24 protein-coding genes and 1 riboswitch are annotated in these 21,783 nt (G+C 38.2%); of the genes, 15 read left to right on the top strand and 9 right to left on the bottom strand.

The features are described 5' to 3' along the window. Positions 1-58: 58 nt before the first annotated feature. From MMB68_RS22370 to MMB68_RS22360, 3 genes are all read left to right on the top strand, one after another. Positions 59-514 (top strand): DUF3237 domain-containing protein, encoded by a 456-nt coding sequence (locus MMB68_RS22370; protein ID WP_277549335.1) that lies wholly within the window; start codon positions 59-61, stop codon positions 512-514. Positions 515-534: 20 nt separating this feature from the next. Continuing rightward, positions 535-1,023, top strand: a complete 489-nt coding sequence (locus MMB68_RS22365) for a phenolic acid decarboxylase (protein ID WP_264408811.1) — start codon at positions 535-537, stop codon at positions 1,021-1,023. A gap of 189 nt (positions 1,024-1,212) precedes the next feature. After that, on the top strand, positions 1,213-1,596 hold the full coding sequence (locus MMB68_RS22360) for an OsmC family protein (protein WP_028410135.1): 384 nt from the start codon (positions 1,213-1,215) through the stop codon (positions 1,594-1,596). Positions 1,597-1,615: 19 nt separating this feature from the next. On the opposite strand, the gene MMB68_RS22355 is transcribed toward MMB68_RS22360, so the two are convergent. Beyond that, positions 1,616-2,032 carry a pyridoxamine 5'-phosphate oxidase family protein gene (locus MMB68_RS22355; protein ID WP_013055138.1) on the bottom strand — a complete coding sequence of 139 codons (417 nt, stop codon included), beginning with the start codon at positions 2,030-2,032 and terminating at the stop codon, positions 1,616-1,618. 200 nt (positions 2,033-2,232) lie between these two features. Here MMB68_RS22355 and cax point away from each other — a divergent pair, with 200 nt between their 5' ends. After that, a complete protein-coding gene (cax, locus tag MMB68_RS22350) occupies positions 2,233-3,288 on the top strand; it encodes a calcium/proton exchanger (RefSeq protein ID WP_034263745.1) in 1,056 nt (351 codons plus the stop codon). Between the two features lie 140 nt (positions 3,289-3,428). Then, on the top strand, positions 3,429-4,229 hold the full coding sequence (locus MMB68_RS22345; RefSeq protein ID WP_221785767.1) for a YfkD famly protein: 801 nt from the start codon (positions 3,429-3,431) through the stop codon (positions 4,227-4,229). A gap of 35 nt (positions 4,230-4,264) precedes the next feature. On the opposite strand, the gene yfkAB is transcribed toward MMB68_RS22345, so the two are convergent. After that, positions 4,265-5,383 (bottom strand): radical SAM/CxCxxxxC motif protein YfkAB, encoded by a 1,119-nt coding sequence (yfkAB, locus tag MMB68_RS22340; RefSeq protein ID WP_277448530.1) that lies wholly within the window; start codon positions 5,381-5,383, stop codon positions 4,265-4,267. A gap of 203 nt (positions 5,384-5,586) precedes the next feature. On the opposite strand from yfkAB, the gene MMB68_RS22335 reads away from it, so the two are divergent. From MMB68_RS22335 to MMB68_RS22310, 6 genes are all read left to right on the top strand, one after another. Further along, positions 5,587-5,772 carry an SE1561 family protein gene (locus tag MMB68_RS22335; protein WP_013081532.1) on the top strand — a complete coding sequence of 62 codons (186 nt, stop codon included), beginning with the start codon at positions 5,587-5,589 and terminating at the stop codon, positions 5,770-5,772. A 163-nt stretch (positions 5,773-5,935) separates the two neighbouring features. Continuing rightward, positions 5,936-7,477, top strand: a complete 1,542-nt coding sequence (locus MMB68_RS22330; RefSeq protein WP_260507850.1) for a fumarate hydratase — start codon at positions 5,936-5,938, stop codon at positions 7,475-7,477. Positions 7,478-7,571: 94 nt separating this feature from the next. Next, a complete protein-coding gene (gene pdaA / locus MMB68_RS22325) occupies positions 7,572-8,381 on the top strand; it encodes a delta-lactam-biosynthetic de-N-acetylase (protein WP_221813514.1) in 810 nt (269 codons plus the stop codon). Positions 8,382-8,543: 162 nt separating this feature from the next. Next, entirely contained in the window at positions 8,544-9,929 is a 1,386-nt protein-coding gene (gene rlmD, locus MMB68_RS22320; RefSeq protein WP_277549334.1) for a 23S rRNA (uracil(1939)-C(5))-methyltransferase RlmD, read from the top strand. 259 nt (positions 9,930-10,188) lie between these two features. Then, positions 10,189-10,269: riboswitch (glycine riboswitch) on the top strand. Between the two features lie 159 nt (positions 10,270-10,428). After that, positions 10,429-11,772, top strand: a complete 1,344-nt coding sequence (locus MMB68_RS22315; RefSeq protein ID WP_221813414.1) for an amino acid permease — start codon at positions 10,429-10,431, stop codon at positions 11,770-11,772. 281 nt (positions 11,773-12,053) lie between these two features. Beyond that, positions 12,054-14,195 carry a PAS domain-containing sensor histidine kinase gene (locus MMB68_RS22310; RefSeq protein ID WP_221813412.1) on the top strand — a complete coding sequence of 714 codons (2,142 nt, stop codon included), beginning with the start codon at positions 12,054-12,056 and terminating at the stop codon, positions 14,193-14,195. 424 nt (positions 14,196-14,619) lie between these two features. On the opposite strand, the gene MMB68_RS22305 is transcribed toward MMB68_RS22310, so the two are convergent. From MMB68_RS22305 to MMB68_RS22290, 4 genes are all read right to left on the bottom strand, one after another. Then, a complete protein-coding gene (locus tag MMB68_RS22305) occupies positions 14,620-14,736 on the bottom strand; it encodes a YfhE family protein (RefSeq protein ID WP_013055148.1) in 117 nt (38 codons plus the stop codon). 102 nt (positions 14,737-14,838) lie between these two features. Beyond that, a complete protein-coding gene (locus MMB68_RS22300) occupies positions 14,839-15,399 on the bottom strand; it encodes a GNAT family N-acetyltransferase (protein ID WP_013055149.1) in 561 nt (186 codons plus the stop codon). Between the two features lie 255 nt (positions 15,400-15,654). Continuing rightward, positions 15,655-16,782, bottom strand: a complete 1,128-nt coding sequence (locus MMB68_RS22295; RefSeq protein ID WP_221785773.1) for an amidohydrolase — start codon at positions 16,780-16,782, stop codon at positions 15,655-15,657. A 61-nt stretch (positions 16,783-16,843) separates the two neighbouring features. Then, positions 16,844-17,746 (bottom strand): TIGR01777 family oxidoreductase, encoded by a 903-nt coding sequence (locus MMB68_RS22290; RefSeq protein WP_221785774.1) that lies wholly within the window; start codon positions 17,744-17,746, stop codon positions 16,844-16,846. Between the two features lie 97 nt (positions 17,747-17,843). On the opposite strand from MMB68_RS22290, the gene recX reads away from it, so the two are divergent. Continuing rightward, positions 17,844-18,653: a recombination regulator RecX gene (gene recX, locus MMB68_RS22285; RefSeq protein WP_221785775.1), complete on the top strand. Its 810-nt coding sequence runs from the start codon at positions 17,844-17,846 to the stop codon at positions 18,651-18,653. 134 nt (positions 18,654-18,787) lie between these two features. Then, on the top strand, positions 18,788-18,922 hold the full coding sequence (locus MMB68_RS22280; protein WP_258873763.1) for a hypothetical protein: 135 nt from the start codon (positions 18,788-18,790) through the stop codon (positions 18,920-18,922). Between the two features lie 71 nt (positions 18,923-18,993). Here MMB68_RS22280 and MMB68_RS22275 read toward each other — a convergent pair whose 3' ends face one another. After that, positions 18,994-19,647, bottom strand: coding sequence for an SDR family NAD(P)-dependent oxidoreductase (locus MMB68_RS22275; protein WP_221784398.1), 654 nt, complete (start codon positions 19,645-19,647; stop codon positions 18,994-18,996). A gap of 82 nt (positions 19,648-19,729) precedes the next feature. Here MMB68_RS22275 and MMB68_RS22270 point away from each other — a divergent pair, with 82 nt between their 5' ends. Next, positions 19,730-20,044, top strand: a complete 315-nt coding sequence (locus tag MMB68_RS22270; RefSeq protein WP_013055154.1) for a YfhH family protein — start codon at positions 19,730-19,732, stop codon at positions 20,042-20,044. Between the two features lie 78 nt (positions 20,045-20,122). Here MMB68_RS22270 and MMB68_RS22265 read toward each other — a convergent pair whose 3' ends face one another. Then, positions 20,123-20,278, bottom strand: coding sequence for a small, acid-soluble spore protein K (locus MMB68_RS22265; protein ID WP_016762865.1), 156 nt, complete (start codon positions 20,276-20,278; stop codon positions 20,123-20,125). 135 nt (positions 20,279-20,413) lie between these two features. Here MMB68_RS22265 and MMB68_RS22260 point away from each other — a divergent pair, with 135 nt between their 5' ends. After that, the gene (locus MMB68_RS22260; RefSeq protein ID WP_013055156.1) at positions 20,414-20,683 is read left to right on the top strand and encodes a YfhJ family protein; all 270 of its coding nucleotides are present in this window, start codon (positions 20,414-20,416) and stop codon (positions 20,681-20,683) included. Positions 20,684-20,746: 63 nt separating this feature from the next. On the opposite strand, the gene MMB68_RS22255 is transcribed toward MMB68_RS22260, so the two are convergent. Further along, complete coding sequence (locus MMB68_RS22255; protein WP_028410120.1) at positions 20,747-21,727, bottom strand: metal-dependent hydrolase; 981 nt, start codon at positions 21,725-21,727, stop codon at positions 20,747-20,749. Between the last annotated feature and the right edge of the window lie 56 nt (positions 21,728-21,783).

The raw sequence follows: 21,783 nt of genomic DNA, 5'->3' as shown, positions 1-21,783 counted from the left end.
ATAGAATAAAACATGTAAATAGTTACATGTTTTTGTTTACATTAAAGAGGTGATCGCTATGATAGAACCAGTACTTAAGAAAATAGCGACATTCATAATTAATGTCGGCACACCAATTGTCATCGGTCATACAGGATTGGGAAAAAAACAGTTTATTCCCATTAAATCAGGTACTGCAGATGGAGAGATAAAAGGTTCCATTCTTCCAAGCGGAGCGGATTCTCAAATTATTCGTTGGGATGGACGCGTGGATTTATCTGCACGATATGTAATTCAAACAGAAGATGATGAGCTTATTTATATTAAAAACAACGGAATCCGTCAGGTTAGCGAAGAATTTAGAGAACAAGCTGCTGAAGGTAAAATTGTATCTCCAGAGCATTTATATTTCCGCACGCTTCCTGTCTTTGAAACAGGAAGCGCAAAGTATAAGTGGTTACAGAACAGCCTGTTTATAGGCGCTGCTGCGAGAAATCCAGACAGCGTTGTGCTAGATATATACGAAGTTTTATAAACCAAAGGAGAGGTATAGACATGGAAAAATTTATTGGAAATCATATGATTTACACATACGAAAACGGATGGGAATATGAAATTTATATCAAAAACGAAAATACAATCGATTATCGTATTCATAGCGGAATGGTGGCAGGACGATGGGTTCGCGACCAAAAAGTAGATATTGTGAAATTAACAGAAGGTGTATATAAAGTATCGTGGACTGAGCCGACTGGAACAGATGTATCTTTGAACTTTATGCCTGATGAAAAACGGATGCACGGCATTATTTTCTTCCCAAAATGGGTACATGAACATCCTGAAATTACCGTGTGCTATCAAAATGATCATCTTGATTTAATGCATGAGTCTCGTGAGAAATATGAAACATATCCAAAATACGTGGTTCCGGAATTTGCTGACATTACATTTATCAAAAATGTTGGAGTGAACAATGAGGAAGTTATCGCTCAAGCGCCTTACGAAGGAATGACAAATGATATTCGCGCCGGAAAATTAATTTAACATAGAGTCATAAAAAAGGCTGAGACAAAAGTAGTTTAGTTGAAGGAAGATCCGAACGATGAATCGAGATTCTTGATGGAGAATCAAATTCGTTCGGATTTTTTTATGGTGACGGTGTAACAAGTATCCATATTAAGAGTAGTTGGTTATATAAAAAGCGGTTTATAATGAAGTAAAGGAGTGAAGAAAATGGAATTTAACATGAAAAAAGAGGCGGGGTTTACAACAAATCTTCCTTATGGAGAGCTACATATCGCCGGAGATGAAGAGTATGGCTTTCGTCCCTATCAGCTAATGGTATCGTCCATTGCTGTTTGCAGCGGAGGCGTGTTGAGAAAGATTCTAGAGAAAAAAAGAATTGCTTTTTCCGATTTACGCATCCAAGCTGATGTGACGCGAAATGATGAAAAAGCGGGGCGAATCGAAAAAATTCATTTGCACTATATCATCACAGGAGAAGACCTGCCATTAGACAAAATTGAAAAATCGATTGAGCTAGCCCGAAAAAATTGCTCAATGCTACAGTCGGTTATTGACAGTATAGAAGTGACAGAAACCTTCGAAATAAAATAAAAGTGGACAATGTCCACTTTTATATTTCTTTTGGTTTGCTTCCGGCTTTATCAAAATAGCGCATGCGTTCAGGGGTCAGCTGAAGAAGCAAATAATTTGGGTCGTCTGGACTTTTAATCCACTCTTTTAACTTTTCATTCCAAAATTTCTTTTTTAACTCTTCGTTTGTTTCTACATTTACTTTGGCTTCTACCTCTACATACGGATCACTCCAACCTTGCCCATCATAGCCTAACAAAATATGAACGTAAGGGTTTTTTTCTAGTTCTTCGACTTTATGGGTATCTTTATTGGTGGCGGTGTAGAGCACAAGGTCTTCATGAAAAAACATCATAAAGCGTGAATAAGGTTTTCCATCTTGAATTGTAGCTAACGTTCCAATTGTATAGTCATCCAGTACGGATAAAATTTGATTTTTCACATCATTATTGCTCATTTTTTCACTCCTTATTATATCTTTTTACCCTTGGTAGTTTGGCTGATTTTTAACTATCTTAATCAAAAATCAATTAAGGGTTTATCTTTTATAAAAATAGGTTAAAAATACTAACATTGACGGTGAGTCTATACAAATTCCATTAATTTGATATGATTGATTTTGTTGTCAAAAAATGAATAAGGTAGGTGTACATATCGATGATCAATCGGATTTTTCTTATAGCGGTTATTCTTGGGGTGCCGCTATCTGTTATTGGGCACATGATGCACTGGTCAGATGTTCTTATGTTTATTATTTACTGTTTAACAATCATTGCCCTCGCAGCTTTTATGGGAAGAGCAACAGAGAGCTTAGCTGTTGTAGCTGGTCCTCGAATAGGCGGTCTATTAAATGCTACGTTTGGTAACGCTGTAGAATTAATTATTTCTATTTTTGCTCTAAAAGAAGGCCTTACAGCTGTGGTGCTTGCATCGTTAACCGGTTCTGTATTAGGAAATCTCCTTCTTGTAGGCGGTCTTTCATTCTTCATCGGGGGATTAAAATTTAAGCGCCAAGAATTTAATGTCTATGATGCAAGACATAATTCTGGATTGTTAATTTTTGCTGTTATCGTTGCGTTTGTTATTCCTGAAGTTTTTGCTAGCGAAATGGACGAAGCGAAGACCATGTCCCTGAGTGTCGGAATATCCATTATTCTCATCATCTTGTACTTAGCGGCGTTATTTTTTAAGCTGGTAACGCACCGAGGCGTGTATCAGCATAAAAGTGAAGAAGTGGAAGAACATGAGGAGCCAGAATGGTCAATGTGGAAAGCGATTGCGGTTCTCTTTTTGTCTACGTTAGCTGTAGCTTACGTATCCGAAAGCTTGGTTAGCACAATCGAAATTGTATCGGAAAGCTTTGGCTGGAGTGAGCTGTTCATCGGGGTCATCATTGTAGCGATTGTTGGAAACGCAGCAGAACACGCTTCGGCTATTATTATGGCCGTTAAAAACCGCATGGGTGTAGCGGTTGAAATTGCTGTTGGATCAACTTTACAAGTAGCGATGTTTGTAGCACCGATATTAGTACTTGTTTCGCTAATGTTCGAAAGCCAAATGTCTCTTGTTTTTACTTGGCCTGAGTTGATTGCGATGGTAACAGCTGTATTTTTAACGATTGCGATTTCTAATGACGGAGATACAAACTGGTTTGAAGGCGCAACTCTTTTAGGTGCTTATATTATTATGGGAATTGGTTTTTATCTTATTTAAAAAAGAAACGTTCACTTTATGTGGACGTTTCTTTTTTGTGAGTGAATAGAAGAATTTCCCTTTTGGTATTCAGGATAAAACAGGGGATGTTTGAAAAAACTATGGTTGCATTCATTAACGATGTTGAAAGGAGTTTCTAGATGTTACGTAAATTGCTTTTATTTGTGTTTACCATCATTATTTCATTTTCATGTTCAACGAAGATCGCCATTGCGAAAACAGCTCAGCCTACCATCAACGTGCCTTCTTCAGCTTTAAATATTTCAAAAGAAAATACGTATCCAAATGCTAGTCAAGACACGCCATATTTGCAGCCGAGTGAGTTTACAAAAGAGCTCATTGAAACATCAAATGTAAAAATTGACAACCCTGATTTAATTCGTATATTAAATGAATCAAACATTTCTAAAACTCCATGGGCAATTGGATTCAGAGCAACCATCTTTTTAGGACAGTGGCCGTTAAATTACGAATCAACAGAAACAAACGTTAACTGGCAGCACCAGCGAATCAATACAAATCATTATGATAACAGAGCAGGAAAAACTCAGTACAAAATGATGTACAGCCAGGAAAATCAAAGCCATGTAAAAGGCGGATTAACAGCAAAAGTGCCTCAGCCTGATCATGTTAAACAAATGATGCTAATTGAAGCAGCTAAAAAAACAAAGCTCACTTTATCATTTCAAACGTTTGTAGGTGCCGGAACGAAAAAAGACCAGGTCTATAACGTAGCTCCTAAAAAAGTAGGTTATCTGTATGCGTATACGCCTGCTGTAAGTGAAAAAGGAAAAGTAACATATGGAGAAGTGTATGTAACGGTAAAAGGAAGCAAGCGTTCAATTGTGGTGAGAAATGTAACGTCTCAAGGAATTGGAGCATGGATTCCAGTACAAGATTATGTTTCCTTAAGCTTTGGGGCTTACGATCAGCCGAGATAACAAAAAAGAGATTCCAGTGGTGGAATCTCTTTTTGTTATTTTGTAATGCTCGCTTGGAGTTTGCTAAAATCGGTATCTTGATAATAGCTGTTTTTCACCAAAATATTAGGTCCTAAACAAGACACTGCTGAACAATGACAGCTAAGTTCTTTAGAAATTGTGCTTTGCTGCCACGTATTAAAAGCGTCTGTAAGCTTTGTATCTTGAATGTTCCCAAGAGGAGGCGTATCACCAAAATCAGTTACGATAATATCTCCGTCAAAAATATTGACATTTAGGCGAGAGCGCCCGTCTGGATCGTTTCGAACGGTTACATTTTTACTGCTATATAAGCGCTGTAAAAGGGTTAAGTCTTCCTCATTATTGCTGCATGCATAAAACGGCAGCGTGCCGAATAGCATCCACACATTTTCATCTCGGATATCAAGAAGGTGATGAATAGCTTGACGCATTTCAGGAAGAGATAATGTTTCTAGAGTGCTGGCAAAGTCACTTGGATACATAGGGTGTACTTCGTGACGCTGACAAAGCATTTCATCAACAATTTGACGATGAATCTTTTCCATATGAGGAAGCGTACGTTTATTTAACATCGTTTCAGCTGATACGGTTACACCTGCTTTTACAAGCGCGCGGCTGTTTTCAATCATACGGTCGAAATATTTGGCGCGCTGCTCATAAGTAGGCTTTCGCTCCATCATTGCAAAGCCAGCTTCCACAAAGTCGTCCACCGTTCCCCAGTTGTGAGAAATATGTAAAACATCTAAATAAGGAATGATTTGTTCGTAACGAGCAAGATCTAATGTTAAATTTGAATTAATCTGTGTACGGACACCTCGTTCATGTGCATACTTTAATAAAGGCACCACATAATTTTTCACAGAAGATAGAGACATCATCGGCTCTCCACCCGTAATGCTTAACGCTCGAAGAGTTGGAATTTCATCGAGACGTTTTAAAATTAAATCAAGCGGCAGTGCGTTTGGGTCTTTTGGCTGCAGCGTATATCCAACTGCGCAGTGCTCACATCGCATATTACAAAGCGTCGTTGTTGTAAATTCAACGTTTGTGAGCGTCGGTTTGCCGTATTGTTTCATATCTAAATACGCTTCCCACGGATCGAACTCCGGGGTAATTCGTTGTAAAGTGGCCATAAAAAAACTCCTTTTATTTTTCCGTAAAGTGAAATGATTATGAAAACATCTCACGGTCCGTCCTGCTAGACTAAATTATACGTCTCATTCAAAACGGACACCAGTGACTATTATGGATTTTATTGCTTTTAGTTGTCAAATATGAAAGTATTCGTTAGGATATAAAGAAATACGAATGAAAAGCTATATCAGGAGGGTTTAAAATGGGAAACGCCGTTCGAGATAAAGATTCACAAGTACGTTATTTAAAAGATCGTTTAAATATGTTTGTACACGTATTAGACTCCATGGAGCCTGAAAACACAGACCTAGAAGACATTGACCGTTTGATTACAATGATTGATGACCTCGAAGCAAAATGTGAGCAGTTTAAAAAAGATAAAGAATGAACAAAGGAAAAAGCGCTAGAAAAACTAGCGCTTTTTTGCTTGAAGTGGAAATCCTCCTATAAAGGTCTTTCGAAACAATTTTTGAAGGAGTATAATAAATTTTGAAAGTTGTACGACAGATAGATAAATACATACATTAGCGGGATATGGGAGGAATTAAGTGATGATTGAAGCTTTAAAACAAAGCATGTACGATTTAATTGTTGAAACATCTACAAAATTGCCAAAAGACGTTCGACGTGCTATCGCAAAGGCAAAAGCGCGTGAAAATGCAGGAACGCGTGCAGCAATGTCTTTAGCGACCATTACCAATAATATTAAAATGGCGGATGATAATTTATCGCCAATTTGTCAAGATACAGGTATGCCAACATTTAAAATTAAAACCCCTGTAGGAGTGAATCAGCTTCAAATTAAAGAAGCGATTTATTGGGCAATTGAAGAAGCAACAAAGCACGGAAAGCTTCGCCCTAACTCTGTAGATTCGTTAACGGGAGAAAACAGCGGTAATAATTTAGGCGGAGGCACGCCGGTTATTAAGTTTGAACAGTGGGAAAATGACTATATTGATGCGCGTCTCATTTTAAAAGGCGGCGGCTGTGAAAACAAAAACATTCAGTATAGCCTGCCTTGTGAAGTAGAAGGATTAGGTCGAGCTGGCCGTGATTTAGACGGCATTCGTAAATGTGTGATGCACTCAGTATACCAAGCGCAAGGCCAAGGCTGTAGCGCCGGCGTCATTGGTGTTGGAATCGGTGGCGACCGTACAACAGGCTATGAATTAGCAAAAGAGCAGCTGTTCCGAAACTTAGATGACGAAAATCCAAACGCTCAGCTTAAAGAATTAGAAGAGTATGTAATGGAAAATGCCAATAAGTTAGGAATCGGTACAATGGGCTTTGGCGGAGAAACGACATTACTTGGCTGTAAAGTCGGCGTAATCAATCGTATTCCTGCTAGCTTCTATGTGTCAGTTGCGTATAACTGCTGGGCTTACCGTCGCTTAGGTATTAAAATCAATGCTGATACAGGAAGCGTTCAAGAGTGGCTGTATCAAGAAGGCGAAGAAGTAGATTTTAATAACAATGCAGGTGCAGAAGAGAAGCAAAATGCGGATGAAACAAAAGAAGTTATATTACAAGCACCTATTACAGAAGAGCAAATTCGTGAATTAAAAGTTGGCGACGTGGTGCGCATCAACGGTATGATGTACACAGGGCGCGATGCCATTCACAAACATTTAACAGATCACGATGCGCCAATTGATTTAAATGGACAAATCATTTATCACTGTGGTCCGGTTATGTTAAAAGATGAAGATGAAAAATGGCACGTAACCGCTGCAGGACCAACAACAAGTATCCGTGAAGAACCTTACCAAGGAGATATTATGAAGAAATTTGGTATCCGCGCGGTTATCGGTAAAGGCGGTATGGGTCCTAAAACGCTTGCTGCTCTTCAAGAGCACGGCGGCGTATACTTAAATGCGATCGGCGGAGCTGCACAGTACTATGCTGACTGCATCAAGAGCGTAGAAGGCGTTGATTTGATGCAGTTCGGTATTCCTGAAGCAATGTGGCATTTAAAAGTAGAAGGCTTTACAGCTGTAGTGACGATGGATTCACACGGAAACAGCTTGCATGCAGATGTCGACAAGTCTTCATTTGAAAAGCTTGAGCAATTTAAAGAACCTGTATTTAAATAAGCATACGTCCGGAGCGTATGGTAAAAAGTAACGTTCATGAACGAGAAAATTGAGTGGATACTAAGCGTAAAATGACTTCCGAAAGGAGCTTCTTATGCGCCGGTTCACCTTTTTTCTCGTTTTTTTATTCGTGATGTCAACAGGCATAGCATCTGTTGAAGCACAAATGTATCCAAACACTCCGATCAGCTGGGGATTTCAAAAAAGCAAAAATCACAAGCCCGCATCCGCTGGTACAGCTTATGAACAAATTCTTGCTAAGTATGATGCTTTTTACCTCGGAGATACAAATAAAAAAAATATTTATTTAACATTTGATAACGGTTACGAAAATGGCTATACACCGCAGGTATTAGACGTGCTCAAAAAAAGAAAGGTTCCTGCGACGTTTTTTGTAACAGGACATTATTTAAAAGAAGAGCCTAAGCTTATTAAGCGAATGGTAAAAGAAGGGCATATTGTTGGGAATCATTCATGGCATCACCCTGACTTAACTCAAGTGGATGATGCGCGTTTTAAAGAGGAACTGCAAAAAGTAAAAGATGAATACAAGAATATTACGGGTCGTGATGAAATGAAGTATCTTCGCTCACCTAGAGGTGTATTTAGCGAGCGAACGCTAGCTCTTTCAAAGCAAGAAGGCTATACGAATGTATTTTGGTCACTTGCATTTGTTGACTGGAAAGTGAATGAACAAAAAGGCTGGCGCTACTCATACGACAATATGATGGCTCAAATACATCCGGGTGCGATCATGCTTTTGCATACCGTTTCAAAGGATAACGCAGATGCGTTAGATCAAGCGATTGTAGATTTAAAAAAGCAGGGCTATACGTTTAAAAGTATTGATGATTTAATGAACGAACGCAAACAAATGAAGAAAAGTTTTTCTAAAACGAAATAACGATAAAAACCGATGGGAATGTTTCTCCTGTCGGTTTTTTGCTGTTGAAGTGTTATAATATGCGTTGATGTCTTTTTTAAAGCGATACGGTCTACTAGGTTTTAAGCAGCTAAGGACCGTTAATAACTATATAAAGAATTTAAACTAATCGGAGTTGGTCTCATGAATAAACCAAAAACTGAAATGAAAGTTCAAAAAGGACAAACATTTCCGTTGACGATAAAAAGACTTGGTATTAATGGAGAAGGCGTAGGATATTTTAAGCGCCAAGTCGTCTTTGTGCCGGGAGCATTACCAAATGAAGAAGTGGTTGTAGAAGCAACAAATGTCCAGCATAAGTTTGCCGAAGGGAAAATCAAGCGAATTCGCAAAAAATCTCCTCATCGCGTAGAAGCGCCCTGTCCTATTTACGACCAGTGCGGAGGCTGCCAGCTTCAGCATTTATCCTATGAAGGTCAGTTAGAATCCAAGCGCGATATTGTTCTGCAAGCGTTCGAACGTCACAGTTCATTAAAAAAAGTAGAGGAAAAAACCCGCCAAACGATTGGTATGGAAGATCCTTGGCGCTATCGTAATAAATCTCAGTTTCAAGTCGGCGTAGATAAACAAAAAGTCATCGCTGGTTTGTACGGACTGAATTCTCACCGCTTGATTGATATTGAAAACTGTCCCATTCAGCATAAAGCTACGAATCACGTGACAAAAGAAATAAAACGAATTTTACAAGATCTTCAAATTCCTATCTACAATGAACGCAAACGCCGTGGTATTGTACGTACCATCGTATCTCGAGTAGGATTTGAAACGGGTGAAGTGCAAATTGTCTTGATCACGGCTAAAAAAGAAATTCCGAAAAAAGAGCTGCTGATTAAAGAAATTCAGCGCCGCCTACCGGAAGTGAAATCGCTCGTACAAAACGTAAACGGCCAAAAAACATCGCTTATTTTTGGAGATGAAACGTTTACGCTCGCTGGAAAATCGGTGATTCAAGAAACGTTAGGTGATATCTCATTCGAACTTTCAGCGCGTGCATTTTTCCAGCTGAATCCTCTTCAAACGGTGAAGCTATATGACGAAGTAAAAAAAGCAGCTGCGCTAACAGGCAGTGAAAAAATTGTAGATGCTTACTGCGGAGTAGGGACAATTGGCTTATGGCTTGCTAAAGACGCCAAAGAAATTCGCGGAATGGATACGATTGAAGAATCGATTGTAGACGCAAGAAAAAATGCCCAAGATCATGGGTTTGAGCATGCTACGTACGTAGCGGGTCCGGCTGAGAAATGGATGCCGCAGTGGGTGAAAGAAGGCTGGAAGCCAGACGTTATCGTTGTTGACCCGCCGCGAACAGGCTGTGATGACAAGCTTCTAAAAACAATTTTACAAGTAAAGCCAAAGAAAATGGTTTACGTATCTTGTAATCCATCCACATTAGCGAAAGATGTGCAGCAGCTGTCGAAGGCTTATCATGTGGATTATATTCAACCTGTTGATATGTTCCCTCATACGGCACATGTAGAGAATGTGGTGAGCTTGACGTTAAAGAAATGAATAGAAAAAGAGTAAAGGGCAGATCGGCTTCTGCTCTTTTTTGTTTGTAATTTTGTAATAAGGAGGTCTTTATCACAAGTAAAGGAACAAGGTTTTTATGTAGTATCATATTTCAAATAAGAAAAATAAATGAAACTAATTTTTCCTATTGACAAAGCATCCAACTGGTATTAGAATAAACAACTATTCGACAGTCATTCTATTGACTGAAAAATTTAATACGTAGAAAGCTATGATTGCTATGGATCACACTATAGCAGGAGCAGCTTCTGGAGAGATCGCGATAGTTTCGCGACGCCGAAGGGTTCACAATCTCAGGCAAAAGGACAGAAGAGTACCGGATATTTATTTGGCATGTTACTAATTGTTAGTATGTACCATAATATTTGTTATTCTTATGACCATGAGATTGGAGCGCATCCAATCTCTTTTTTTATTGGACTTTATTTTGTAGTCCGCACGATTGTATCAAAGGTTTTATTGTTAGGAGGAGTTAGAGTTGGAACAACGAGAATTAAAGAGGGATTTATCCAATCGTCATGTTCAGCTAATCGCGATTGGAGGAACCATTGGGACGGGATTATTTTTAGGTTCTGGTAAAGCAATACAGCTTGCAGGTCCCTCTATCATCTTTGCTTATTTAATTGTTGGTATTGCGCTTTTCTTTGTGATGAGAGCGCTAGGAGAACTACTGCTGTCTAAAGCAGGTTATCAATCGTTAACGGATATTGCTGAGGAATATCTTGGACCGTGGGCTTCATTCGTAACGGGATGGACCTACTGGTTTTGCTGGATCATGACAGCTATGGCTGACGTGATTGCCGTTGGCGTATATGTGAAATATTGGTTCGATATCCCTCAGTGGGTTCCTGCACTTATTTGTGTGATTATTTTATTAGGGCTTAACTTATTAACCGTAAAATTATTTGGAGAATTAGAGTTTTGGTTTGCTTTAATAAAGGTTATTACGATTCTTGCGTTAATTGTTATTGGCGTTATTTTATTGGTAATCGGATTTAAAACGGATGCAGGATCGGTTACGGTTCAAAACCTTTGGAATCATGGAGGACTGTTTCCAAACGGGGTTTCAGGTTTCTTACTTTCATTCCAAATGGTTATTTTTGCATACGTGGGGGTTGAATTGGTAGGGGTATCGGCAGCGGAAACATCAAATCCCCAAAAAAATATTCCATCGGCCATTAATAAAATTCCGCTGCGAATCTTATTTTTCTATGTTGGAGCGCTTATCGTCCTTTTATTTATTAACCCGTGGATGGAATTAAATGCAGCAGAAAGTCCATTTGTTAAAACCTTTAGTTTAGTCGGAATTCCGCTTGCTGCTGGAATTATTAATTTTGTTGTATTAACTTCAGCCGCTTCTGCTTGTAATAGCGGAATGTTTTCAACAAGCCGTATCTTATATAATTTAAGTAAAAATGACCAAGGGCCATCTACGTTTGCAAAACTGAACAAAAACCACGTACCAAGCAACGGATTGTTTGTATCTACGCTGGTTATCTCGGCGGGAGCTTTGTTAAGCAAACTGATACCAGATCAAGCTTTTGGCATCGTAACAACTATTAGCGCTATTTGTTTTATTTGGGTGTGGAGTATCATTTTGATTTGCCATCTAAGATATAAAAAAACGCGTCCGCAGCTGCATGCAGCATCAACATTCAAAGCACCGTTAACACCATTTATAAACTATGTTGTGCTAGCGTTGTTTGCTGTGATTCTTATTATTATGCTGTTTTCTGATGCGACGCGCCCAGCCTTATTGTTGACACCCGTTTGGTTTATTCTCTTATTTGGTTTTTACGGGGCTAGAAGAAAAAAGAAATAGTAAATTGGTGACCTCATCATTTCGTGATGGGGTCTTTTTATTGGAGGATAAATAATTGATTTCTACTGCATGAAGAAAATGCAGGAAGCAAAGTTTATATAAGAACCCTAAAAAAATGTTTTAACAGAAAATACAGTGAAAAAGCTCATAGTTTTCTGATAGTAATGTAGAACCAAGTGATTTTCTTCTATGTCTAAAGATGGAATTCTATCATTTACATGGAAAAGTCTTCATTTTGGAGTACAATGAAGGTAGACTTCATTAGATTAAGGTGAACAAACATGAAATGGTTTAAATCTCATACGTTTTGGAAAATCTTCACGATTAATGTGCTTCTTATTTGTACCGTATTAACGCTAATGTTTATTGTTTCAAGAGTGATGCTGCCTAATATTTCTCAAGATCAATATCGACAGGTAACTGATAAAACCGTCAAGAGAATGAAAGAGCAAATTAACGTTGTCATTAAAGATATTTGGAGCCTGGGCGACGAGGTACAGCAAGATCCTATTTTTTTATCGGATGATGAACAAGAAATAGACAAAGAATTGCAGAAAATAGTTAATATTTCACCGTATATCGATAGCGGAACCATTTTTAATGTGAAAGGGTATGTTGAGCATTATTATCCGAATGATTTAAAGAATATGAAACAGGTGAACTTAAGTAAAAGAAAATATTTTCAAGAAGCGCTGCGAACCAAAAAAATATATTTAAGCGATGTCGTTTCAGCAGATACAAAGCACTACATTGTGGTGATGGCGATTCCTATTTTGGATGGGCAGCAAAATGTAAAAAAGGTCGTAAATCTAGCGCTGCGAATTGAAGAAAATGAAAGTTTTCAATCCATCTTCCAAACGTTCGATATAGGAGAGAACGGCTATACATTTATTGTAGACCGCAATGGTAGAATTATCTCCCACCCAGAGAAACAGAGAATCGGTGAAAATGCTAAGAAAAACGAAATCGTTCAGAAAACGATGAATCATAAATCAGGATATCAGCGCGTTGTGAACACCGAAGGAAACTATTTCTTTGCATCATTTGAATATATTCCTGTTCTTAATTGGGGGATAGTTGCTCAGTTACCCGTTGAAGAAATTTACAAGCCTTATGAAATGTTTGAAAAAACGCTTTGGATCGTTTCAGGTGTTACGATTTTACTGCTTTCGTTTTTTACTGCGTTATATGCAAGGCAAATTGTGAATCCTATTCATAAACTATATGAATTGGCGGGACAAGTAGCGCGCGGGAATTTTAATCAAAAAATTCCGGAACGAGAAATTGAGCGGGGCGAAATCGGTATTTTATCTAAACAGTTTAATGAAATGATTAGCTATATACGCCATTCTAAAGCGAATTTACAGCAAAAAGAAAATCAGCTGCAGGAACAAAAAACGTTTTTAAGACAAGTTATTGATATTAATCCAAGCTATATTTATGCGATTAATCAAAAAAGGGAATTCATTCTCGTTAATGAATCTTTTGCGATGCTCTTAGGTGAAAAACCTGATGACTTAATTGGACAATCAATTGATAAATATCAGTTCAACCTTCAATCAGATCTTTTATATAAAGGGGCGTTTTCAAACTGTACGCAAAAAGGGATGGTATTAGAAGAACAGTTTAAAGATTCGAAAGGAAACCGGCGCTGGGTCGAAACAGCAAAACTTCCTATTATGAATGAAAAACAGGAAGTGATTCAAATGCTGTGCGTATCGACAGATATTACGGAGCGTAAAAAAGCAGAAGAGAAGCTTAGAACTTCTGAGAAGCTGGCCGTTGTAGGAGAACTTGCAGCTGGAGTGGCTCATGAAATCAAAAATCCTTTAACTTCTTTAAAAGGTTTTGTTCACTTATTAAAAGAACAACATCCTAAAGATGCTTTGTATATAGATATCATGGAAACTGAATTAGAACGAATGAATGGAATCGTAGAAGAATTTTTGATGTTAGGAAAACCTCAGGTAATGAAGGTTGAATCTTTGAATATGCAAGCGCTTGTTCAAGAAGTGTGCTCACTTCTTGAACCTGAAGCAGTAGAAAAGGAAGTAGCTTTCATATTTGAAAGGGACGACCAGTTACCAAAGGTGTATGGAGATAAAAATCAGTTAAAACAAGTATTTATTAATATTATTAAAAACTCTATCGAAGCAATGCCTGAAGGAGGGAGTATTCATATTACTATCAAAGCAAAAGAAAACCACCTTTGGCTGCAGATTGCTGATGAAGGACAGGGTATTCCTCCTGAACGGTTAGCGAAGATAGGTGAGCCTTTTTATAGTACAAAAGAAAAAGGTACAGGTTTAGGGCTGATGGTCAGCTATCGGATTATTAAAGCTCACCACGCGCAGATGACGTTTTCTAGTCAGTTAGATAAAGGAACAAGTGTGGATATATTGTTTCCAATAATAAAAAAGTAGGGGAAGTTTCCCCTACTTTTTATTATTATACTTATAATATATCGAAAGCCTTGATGGTACTAAAATCAATGAAAGTACTAAAGAAGATATCCACAGGTTAACAAGAAGTTAACTGCTGAATTGTATAGGATATTCACAACTTTATCCACATTATTCACATTTTTTCAGAAAATTTACATAAAAATTACCCACTGTCATTTCAAGTTATGAAAGCGGTAATATGCATATCCAATAAAGTTATGCACATTATCCACATAATTGTGGGTAAACTTTGTGGATATAATAGAGTATTAAAAAAACGTAAATCATACGCTTGAAATCTTCGTGTTATTATTTTTACATAATATAAAACGTCCTTCCGATACACAGTGTACAGAAAGGACGTTGGGATGATCAAGCGTTGGATAGAGATGTTTTGCCTCACTTATTTTTTCGTGTAGCCGCCTGCACGGTCTGCTTTTTTAAACTCGCGGCCGTAATAGATTTCTTGAGCGCTACTTAACGTATTTTTTGCGTTTTCTTTTCGTTTTTTTTCAGACATAAAAAAACCTCCAATTAACGTTTTTCGATCATGTTACTTATTTTTTCCAGAATCTCTCGTTTTTAATCATAAAAAAAAGCTCTCCGTTACACGGAGAGACTCTTACGCTTCTTTAAGCTGGTGATCTTCTTGAACGTCTTGTTCGTGACGCAAGTAGTATAATGTATACAAGTCTTTTGGAATTTCGTATAAATCGTATACGTCTTCATGTTGATTAATTTCATCGTATAAAGCTTTGTGTGTTTCATTCGCAAGTACTGCATAAGGCAGTTTTTCTGCAGCCTTAATAGACCTAATATTAATTTTACGAATTCGCATAAAAATTCGCTCTATATTTAACTCAAAGAACAGTTCATTAAAGAACGCTTCTTTTGCAATTTGATTATATCCTTTTCCATGAAACGGTTTGCCAAGCCAAGTGCCTAAAAAACCAGCTTGGTCCTGTACATCAAATAAATTAATGGTGCCGATAGGGTTACCCCATTCGTCTAAAATCGTGCGAGAAATAATTTCTCCATGATCTTCTGCTTCCATCGTTTGTTTAGTCACAAATAAAAATTCTTCATAGGAATGGGCTTTATGACGAACAAAAGGGAAGACATCAGGATGTACCATGAGTTCGTATAGAGATTGACAGTCATTTAGGTCACGTTTTTTTAACATAACTTTTCCCTCCTGATCGAGGGTATATACAGACTCCAATCAAGTCCCCACCCTCGAAATTTTTTAATAATTAAAAAAATTTCGGGGTGGGAATCGAACCCACTAGAACCAGTTACCTGGTGGCGCACCATTTGCCTTCCCATTACAAGTCAACAAACATAAAAAGTCAACGTGTGATGTTTATGCTTTTGTGAAATTCACATGCTTCTAAACGTATCATACTAAAAAAAATTAAAAAAGAAAATAGGTAAAATGTTAATTTTTTTTAAATAATATTTTACCATTTATCATGGTAAAAATAGGCTTTGCTAAGTAGTGAAAGGGATGATGGCTCCATAGTACTAAATCAGCGTCTTTTCCTGCTTCGATACTGCCGATTCGCTGATCAATACGGAGATTTCGAGCAGCAGCAATCGTGATGCCTTCTAATGCTTTTTGTTCTTCAAGTCCTTCACGTACGGCAATGGATGCACAAATATTTAGGTACTGAATGGGCGTATAAGGGTGGTCTGTTGTAATGGAAACTTCTACTCCTTCATTGCAGAGAGCTTGATAGGTTTTCCATGTTTTATTTTTCAATTCAATCTTTGAGCGGCGTGTTAAAGTTGGTCCCACGCTTACTTTTAAATTTCTTCCACCTAGCTCTTTAGCAATTAAGTGACCTTCTGTACAGTGTTCAATACGAACGTCTAAATGAAATTCATCTGCTAAGCGCAGAGCTGATAGAATATCATCGGCTCGGTGAGCATGAATTCGAACGGGAATCTCTCTATTCAGCGCTTGAATGAGTGGTTTAATTCGCAAATCATCTTTATTGTCACTGCTTTTTGCATGATAAAAGGCTTCTCTCAGCATCCCCATAATACCCATTCGTGTAATGGATTCTTTATTGCCATGGCTGTGGATTCGTTTTGGATTTTCTCCTAGCGCAATCTTAAGTCCAGCTGTCTCTTGAATCAACATTTGAGAAATACTTGTTCCGGCTGTTTTAATAACAGACGTTGTACCTCCGATCACATTTGCACTTCCAGGCATAATGTGTACAGACGTAATACCCGCTTCAATGGCATCTTTAAACCCAGGATCTAAAGGATGTACGCTGTCAAAAGCTCGGATATGGGGAGTCATAGGCTCGATTGTTTCGTTAGCATCATTTCCGGCCCAGCCGGTTCCTTCATCATATAGTCCTAGATGTGTATGAACATCAATAAATCCAGGGAATAAATAGCGCTGTTTGCAGTCAATAACTTCTACTTGAAGAGGAGGCTGCAAGTTTGGCCCAATTAAAACAATTTTTCCATCTTGAATGAGCACATCATTATTATAAATAGGTTTTGAAGTAATGGGATAGAGCGTTGCATTTCTCAAGAGAATGGTTTTCATAAAGGATGCTCCTATCTATCGGCAGCTTAGTCACCTGTTTTAGGTAAATATCAGAAAATAACTAGAGTAAATCTCGCAATGCATCTTCTAATACAGTATATGTAAAAATGTAATTCTGTTGAATCAATTTTTCAGGTAAAACACGCTGTCCTTTCAAAATAATCATACTCATTTCTCCCATCAGCAGTTGAAGGCCAAAGCTAGGTACGGGCATCCAGTGAGGGCGATTTAAGACTTTGCCAATCGTCTTTCCAAACTCTTTCATTTGAACGGGATTCGGGGCAGTTACATTAACAGGTCCCTCTATTTGTTTGGTATGGATACAATAATCAATGATCTTCACGACGTCTTGAAGATGTACCCAAGACATCCACTGTTCTCCGGAACCGACTGTTCCTCCTGCAAATAATTTATAAGGAAGGGCCGTAGAAGGAAGTGCTCCGCCATCTTTCCCTAATATAACGCCGAATCTTGTTAAGACAGTACGAATATTGAGTTCCATCGCTTTTAGGGCCTCGTTTTCCCACTTTTTTACCGTTTCAGCTAAAAAGTCTGTGCCGATGGATGGAGAAGCTTCTGTGAACGTTTCTTTCGTTGATGTCCCGTAATAACCAACGGCGCTTGCATTTACGTAAAGTGACGGTTTTTCGGGCAAGGCAGCCATAATACGAAGGATTTCTTGAGTAGAAGAAAGGCGACTTTCCACAATGGCTTTTTTGCGCTCGTCCGTCCAGCGGCCGCTGTTAAGTGAAACGCCAGCTAAATTGATAAAAACGTCTGCTCCTTCTACATGCTCTTCAGGTTGGCTGTTTTCTTGCATCCACTCTACATATTTAAGTTTCGGATCTCTTGCAGCTTTATCTGCATTGCGTGTTAAAATATATACATAATGTTTTTGTGTTAAAAAATGTTTTGTTAAAGCTTTCCCTACGAATCCAGTTCCTCCAGCAATAACAATTTTCATACGAACTTCCTCCTTTATTGAGATAAATAAAAATGTGTATGATACGTTTGGCGGTTCTTCAGCCATCAATTTAATAAGAAATATGAGGTGAAGGTTAATGCCTGTTGTCACAAAGATCACAACGCAAAAGAATAGCGGTGAACGTTATAATGTGTATTTAGATTACGGTAAAGGTGAAGAGTTTGGCTTTGGTGTTGACGAAAATGTCCTCATCAAATATGACTTAAAAAAAGGTCGTGAGCTTGATGAATTTGAATTAACGGAAATTCAGTACGCAGATGATGAGAAAAAAGCTTATAATTTAGCGATCACTTACTTATCTTATCGAATGCGCTCTGAAAAAGAGGTACATGATTATTTAAAGAAAAAAGAAATTAACTCTACTATTATTCAACAAGTTATTCAGAAACTAGTCAGCCACCGTTATTTAAATGATGAAGAGTTTGCAAAAGCATTTGTGTTAACTCAGATGAACACGACATCAAAAGGACCAAATGTGATTCAAAGAGAATTAAAAGAAAAGGGGATTTCTGATTCCATTATTACCCTTAGTTTATGTGAATACCCTGAAGAACAGCAAATTCAAACTGCTGTAAAATTAATTGAAAAGTTAAAAGGGAAATACAAGAAATTATCTCAAGTGATGATGAAACAAAAAATGGAACAAGCATTGGCAGTGAAGGGCTATTCGTTTTCTGTTATTCAAGAAGCATTTCAGCGAACGGATACAGAAAAAGAAAGTGATGAGGTTTGGGAAGCTCTGCAATATCAAGGAATGAAAGCTCATCGTCGTTTTTCAAAGTATGAAGGCTGGGAATATCAGCAAAAAATGAAGCAGGCTCTTTATAGAAAAGGATTTTCCATTGAACAAATTCAATCATTTCTAGATTCTATTGAAGAGGAATAGAGCGGGGAAAAAGTATGTTAGTTGAAGGAAGATCCGAACGATGAATCGAGATTCTTGATGGAGAATCCAACTCGTTCGGATTTTTTTATTGTGATGCTTAACATAAGCTTCAAGTATTTAGTTGCTACTAGCGGTTGATTGGAGGGCAAGACAGAGACTCCTGCGGGAAAAGCGGAACAGGTGAGACCCCGCAGGAGCGTAAGCAACGAGGAGGCTCACCGGCCGCCCGCGGAAAGCGAAGTCTTGCACGGAAATCAACCGCCGTGTAACAAGAGATTCTTATAAGATCATCTATACAATTTGTTTATCTTTAGATGGATGTAGTTATGTTTCAATCTTTTTAAAACAAAATATCTTCTGAGTCATTCTGCTGTTTATAAATAATCTCAGCGATTTCTGAAGCTGAGCGCAAGCGGCTTTTATCTTTAATATGGTTGTTGTGATCCCAGAAAGGAGTATTCATGCCTCCCATATAAGCTGCAATCACATGAAGGTTGGTATCTTGGTACTCCACTTTTAAACTTTCTGTAAATCCCCTTACGCCAAATTTACTTGCCACATAGACGCTTTCATTGGCTTTCCCGCGAAGTCCTGCAGTTGAAATGATATTCATAACTTTAGGTTCAGTTCTCGTCAAGAGATGAGGCATAAGCGCTTGCGTTAAAAAAATAGTTCCTTTTACATTTGTATCGATGACTTCATCGATTGCTTGTTTTGTATAATCCGTCAAAGGACCAAAATGTCCAATGCCTGCATTATTGATAAGGATATCTACTGAATGCTGCATCAGCAGTTTTTCTACAGATTTTCCTACTTCTTCATACTGTGTAATATCTACAGACATCGTAGATACGTTGTCTCCTAGCTCATGCTGCGCCTCATTTAATTTATGGTGATTGCGTCCAGCTAGAATGACGTTGTAGTCTTTTGCGTAAAGTTTTGCGAGTTCTTTTCCAAGACCCGTCGCACCGCCTGTGATTAGCACTGTTTTCATTCCCAAAACTCCCTTTTCATAGTCTCCCTTTAGTTATACCTTTTGTTATAATAAAATGAAAGCAAACAAGGGGGAAAACAGCATGTCTGAAAAACGTTACAGCGATATGACGACGTATGAACTTCAACAAGAAATTGGGTCTCTTCAAGAAAAAGCACGAAAAGCTGAACAGCTTGGCATGGTCAATGAGTATGCAGTATTAGAAAGAAAAGTAACGATGGCTAGGTCATATTTATTGGATCCCGAAACGTTTAAAGCAGGGGAAGTATATGAAATTCAAGGAGATCCGGGTTCATATTTTAAAATTGATTATATGAACGGAGTTTTTGCGTGGGGATTTAGGCTTGGCTCACCGCAAAACGAAGAGGCACTTCCTATTTCCATGTTGAAAAAATAAAGGGATGAACAAGCAGCACGAAGTGTGCTGCTTGTTTGATTTCTATATTCACTCTATTTTTAAACGTAAAGCAAGGGGTTATTCTTCGCGCTCATTAGAAGCATGCATACGTTCTTGAGGATGCGTATTGATCGTTCCATTTGCACGTTTTGAAGCGTACTCAGCTTTTGCTCGAGGTTCGCCTTCAAGCTTAGTATGATGTTGGTTTGTAAAATCTTTTGCTTTATTGCGCATCGATACCTCTCCTTTTACAACAGAAAGCGTTGCGGTTATGATATAGTACATGAGGGAGTGAATAACTCCGCATTTATAGTGTAAGTTAAAAGTGCAAACATACTCATAAAGAATTTTGGTAATCGAGGTGTTCTTATGAACGATATATTTGAAAGATTAACGAATCAGCTCTTAAATAAAAATAGTTCGCTTTCATATGCTCAAGCACGTACGTGGGTCGAGCTTTTCTGGGAAGATTTTGAGTCATCTTACGCAAAAGCCGGATATGATTATAAAGGGAAAGAAGCAACGGAAAAGGTTGTTACGATGTATATTAACAGCTACGGTGATAAGCTTCATGAAATCGCGGTTAAAAACCCTAAATATCAGCATTTATTAAATAACGATGACTATTTAAAACATTAAATAAAAACGAACCGTCTTGAGCAGACGGTTCGTTTTTGGGTTTCATATTTGTTCTTGTTATGATTAGTGCGGGAGATAATCAAGCTTTTTACGCAATTTTTTCTCACTGAAAATCCAACCTGTGTACGAACAAATGATATTTAAATCGTAATCAAGCTGGACTACGGCTACAAATGGATAGTAGTCCTTGCTGCGGTAGCGCAAATCGATAAAGCGCACTTCAATGTGGTCGTTATATTCATCCAGTTCCCATCTATAAATAGGTGAAAATGAAAGAAAAGCAGATAAATTTTCATCTTTTTTCGCTACTTCAATTACGGCTGATTCGGGTATTGGAACTTTATCAAACGTATCATAAATAAAAATTTCTTCTCCGATTGCTCTTCCTACATGAAAATACTTTTCGGTCGTCACAGCTAAGTGCCAGTGAGTGAAACGCATTGTAGGAGAGATATTGAGCTTGATAACATCGGGAAACTGTTTTCGAAGCTTCTTGGCAATTTGGTGGCGCATATAAAAGCGCAATCCATAGTAAAACGCCAATAACACATACAGCGTAATAAATGTTGGTCCTGGCTCTGCGCCGATAAACCAGATTAAAATCGCAAGTACGTGAGCTGAGAAAATCACGTAATCAAACGTGTTGATTACGCCAAGCGCAATCCATTTATTTGTGAAAGGCCGTAAAGCTTGCGTGCCATAAGCGTTAAAGATATCAACAAAAACGTGAATAATGACGCCTGCAAAGGTCCACATCCAGAGATGCAGCAAGTTAGCTCCTGGCAGCAGAAGCGAAAGAATGAGCACGATAAGCAAAGGCCATAAAATAACAGCCGGGATAGAATGTGTAATTCCACGGTGATTGCGGATATACTGTGCATTGTTTCGCAACTTTAAAACAGTGTCTAAATCAGGTGCTAATGACCCGGCCATTACGCCAATCATTACAGCATCCATTGTGGCTGTATTCGCAGATACAGTGGGGTCTAATGTTGCAAGGCCGCCTAAAGCGATTCCCATTGCAATGTGTGTACCAGTATCCAGAGCGAACTCCTCCTTTGTAAGATGACAAGCTTAAATTAGTCTAATTAAGCATGAAA

The organism is Priestia sp. Y58 (assembly GCF_029522095.1).
Taxonomy (GTDB): Bacteria; Bacillota; Bacilli; order Bacillales; family Bacillaceae_H; genus Priestia; species Priestia megaterium_E.
Note: the sequence above shows the minus strand (reverse complement) of the source record. Positions and strands in the feature narration are given on the sequence as shown.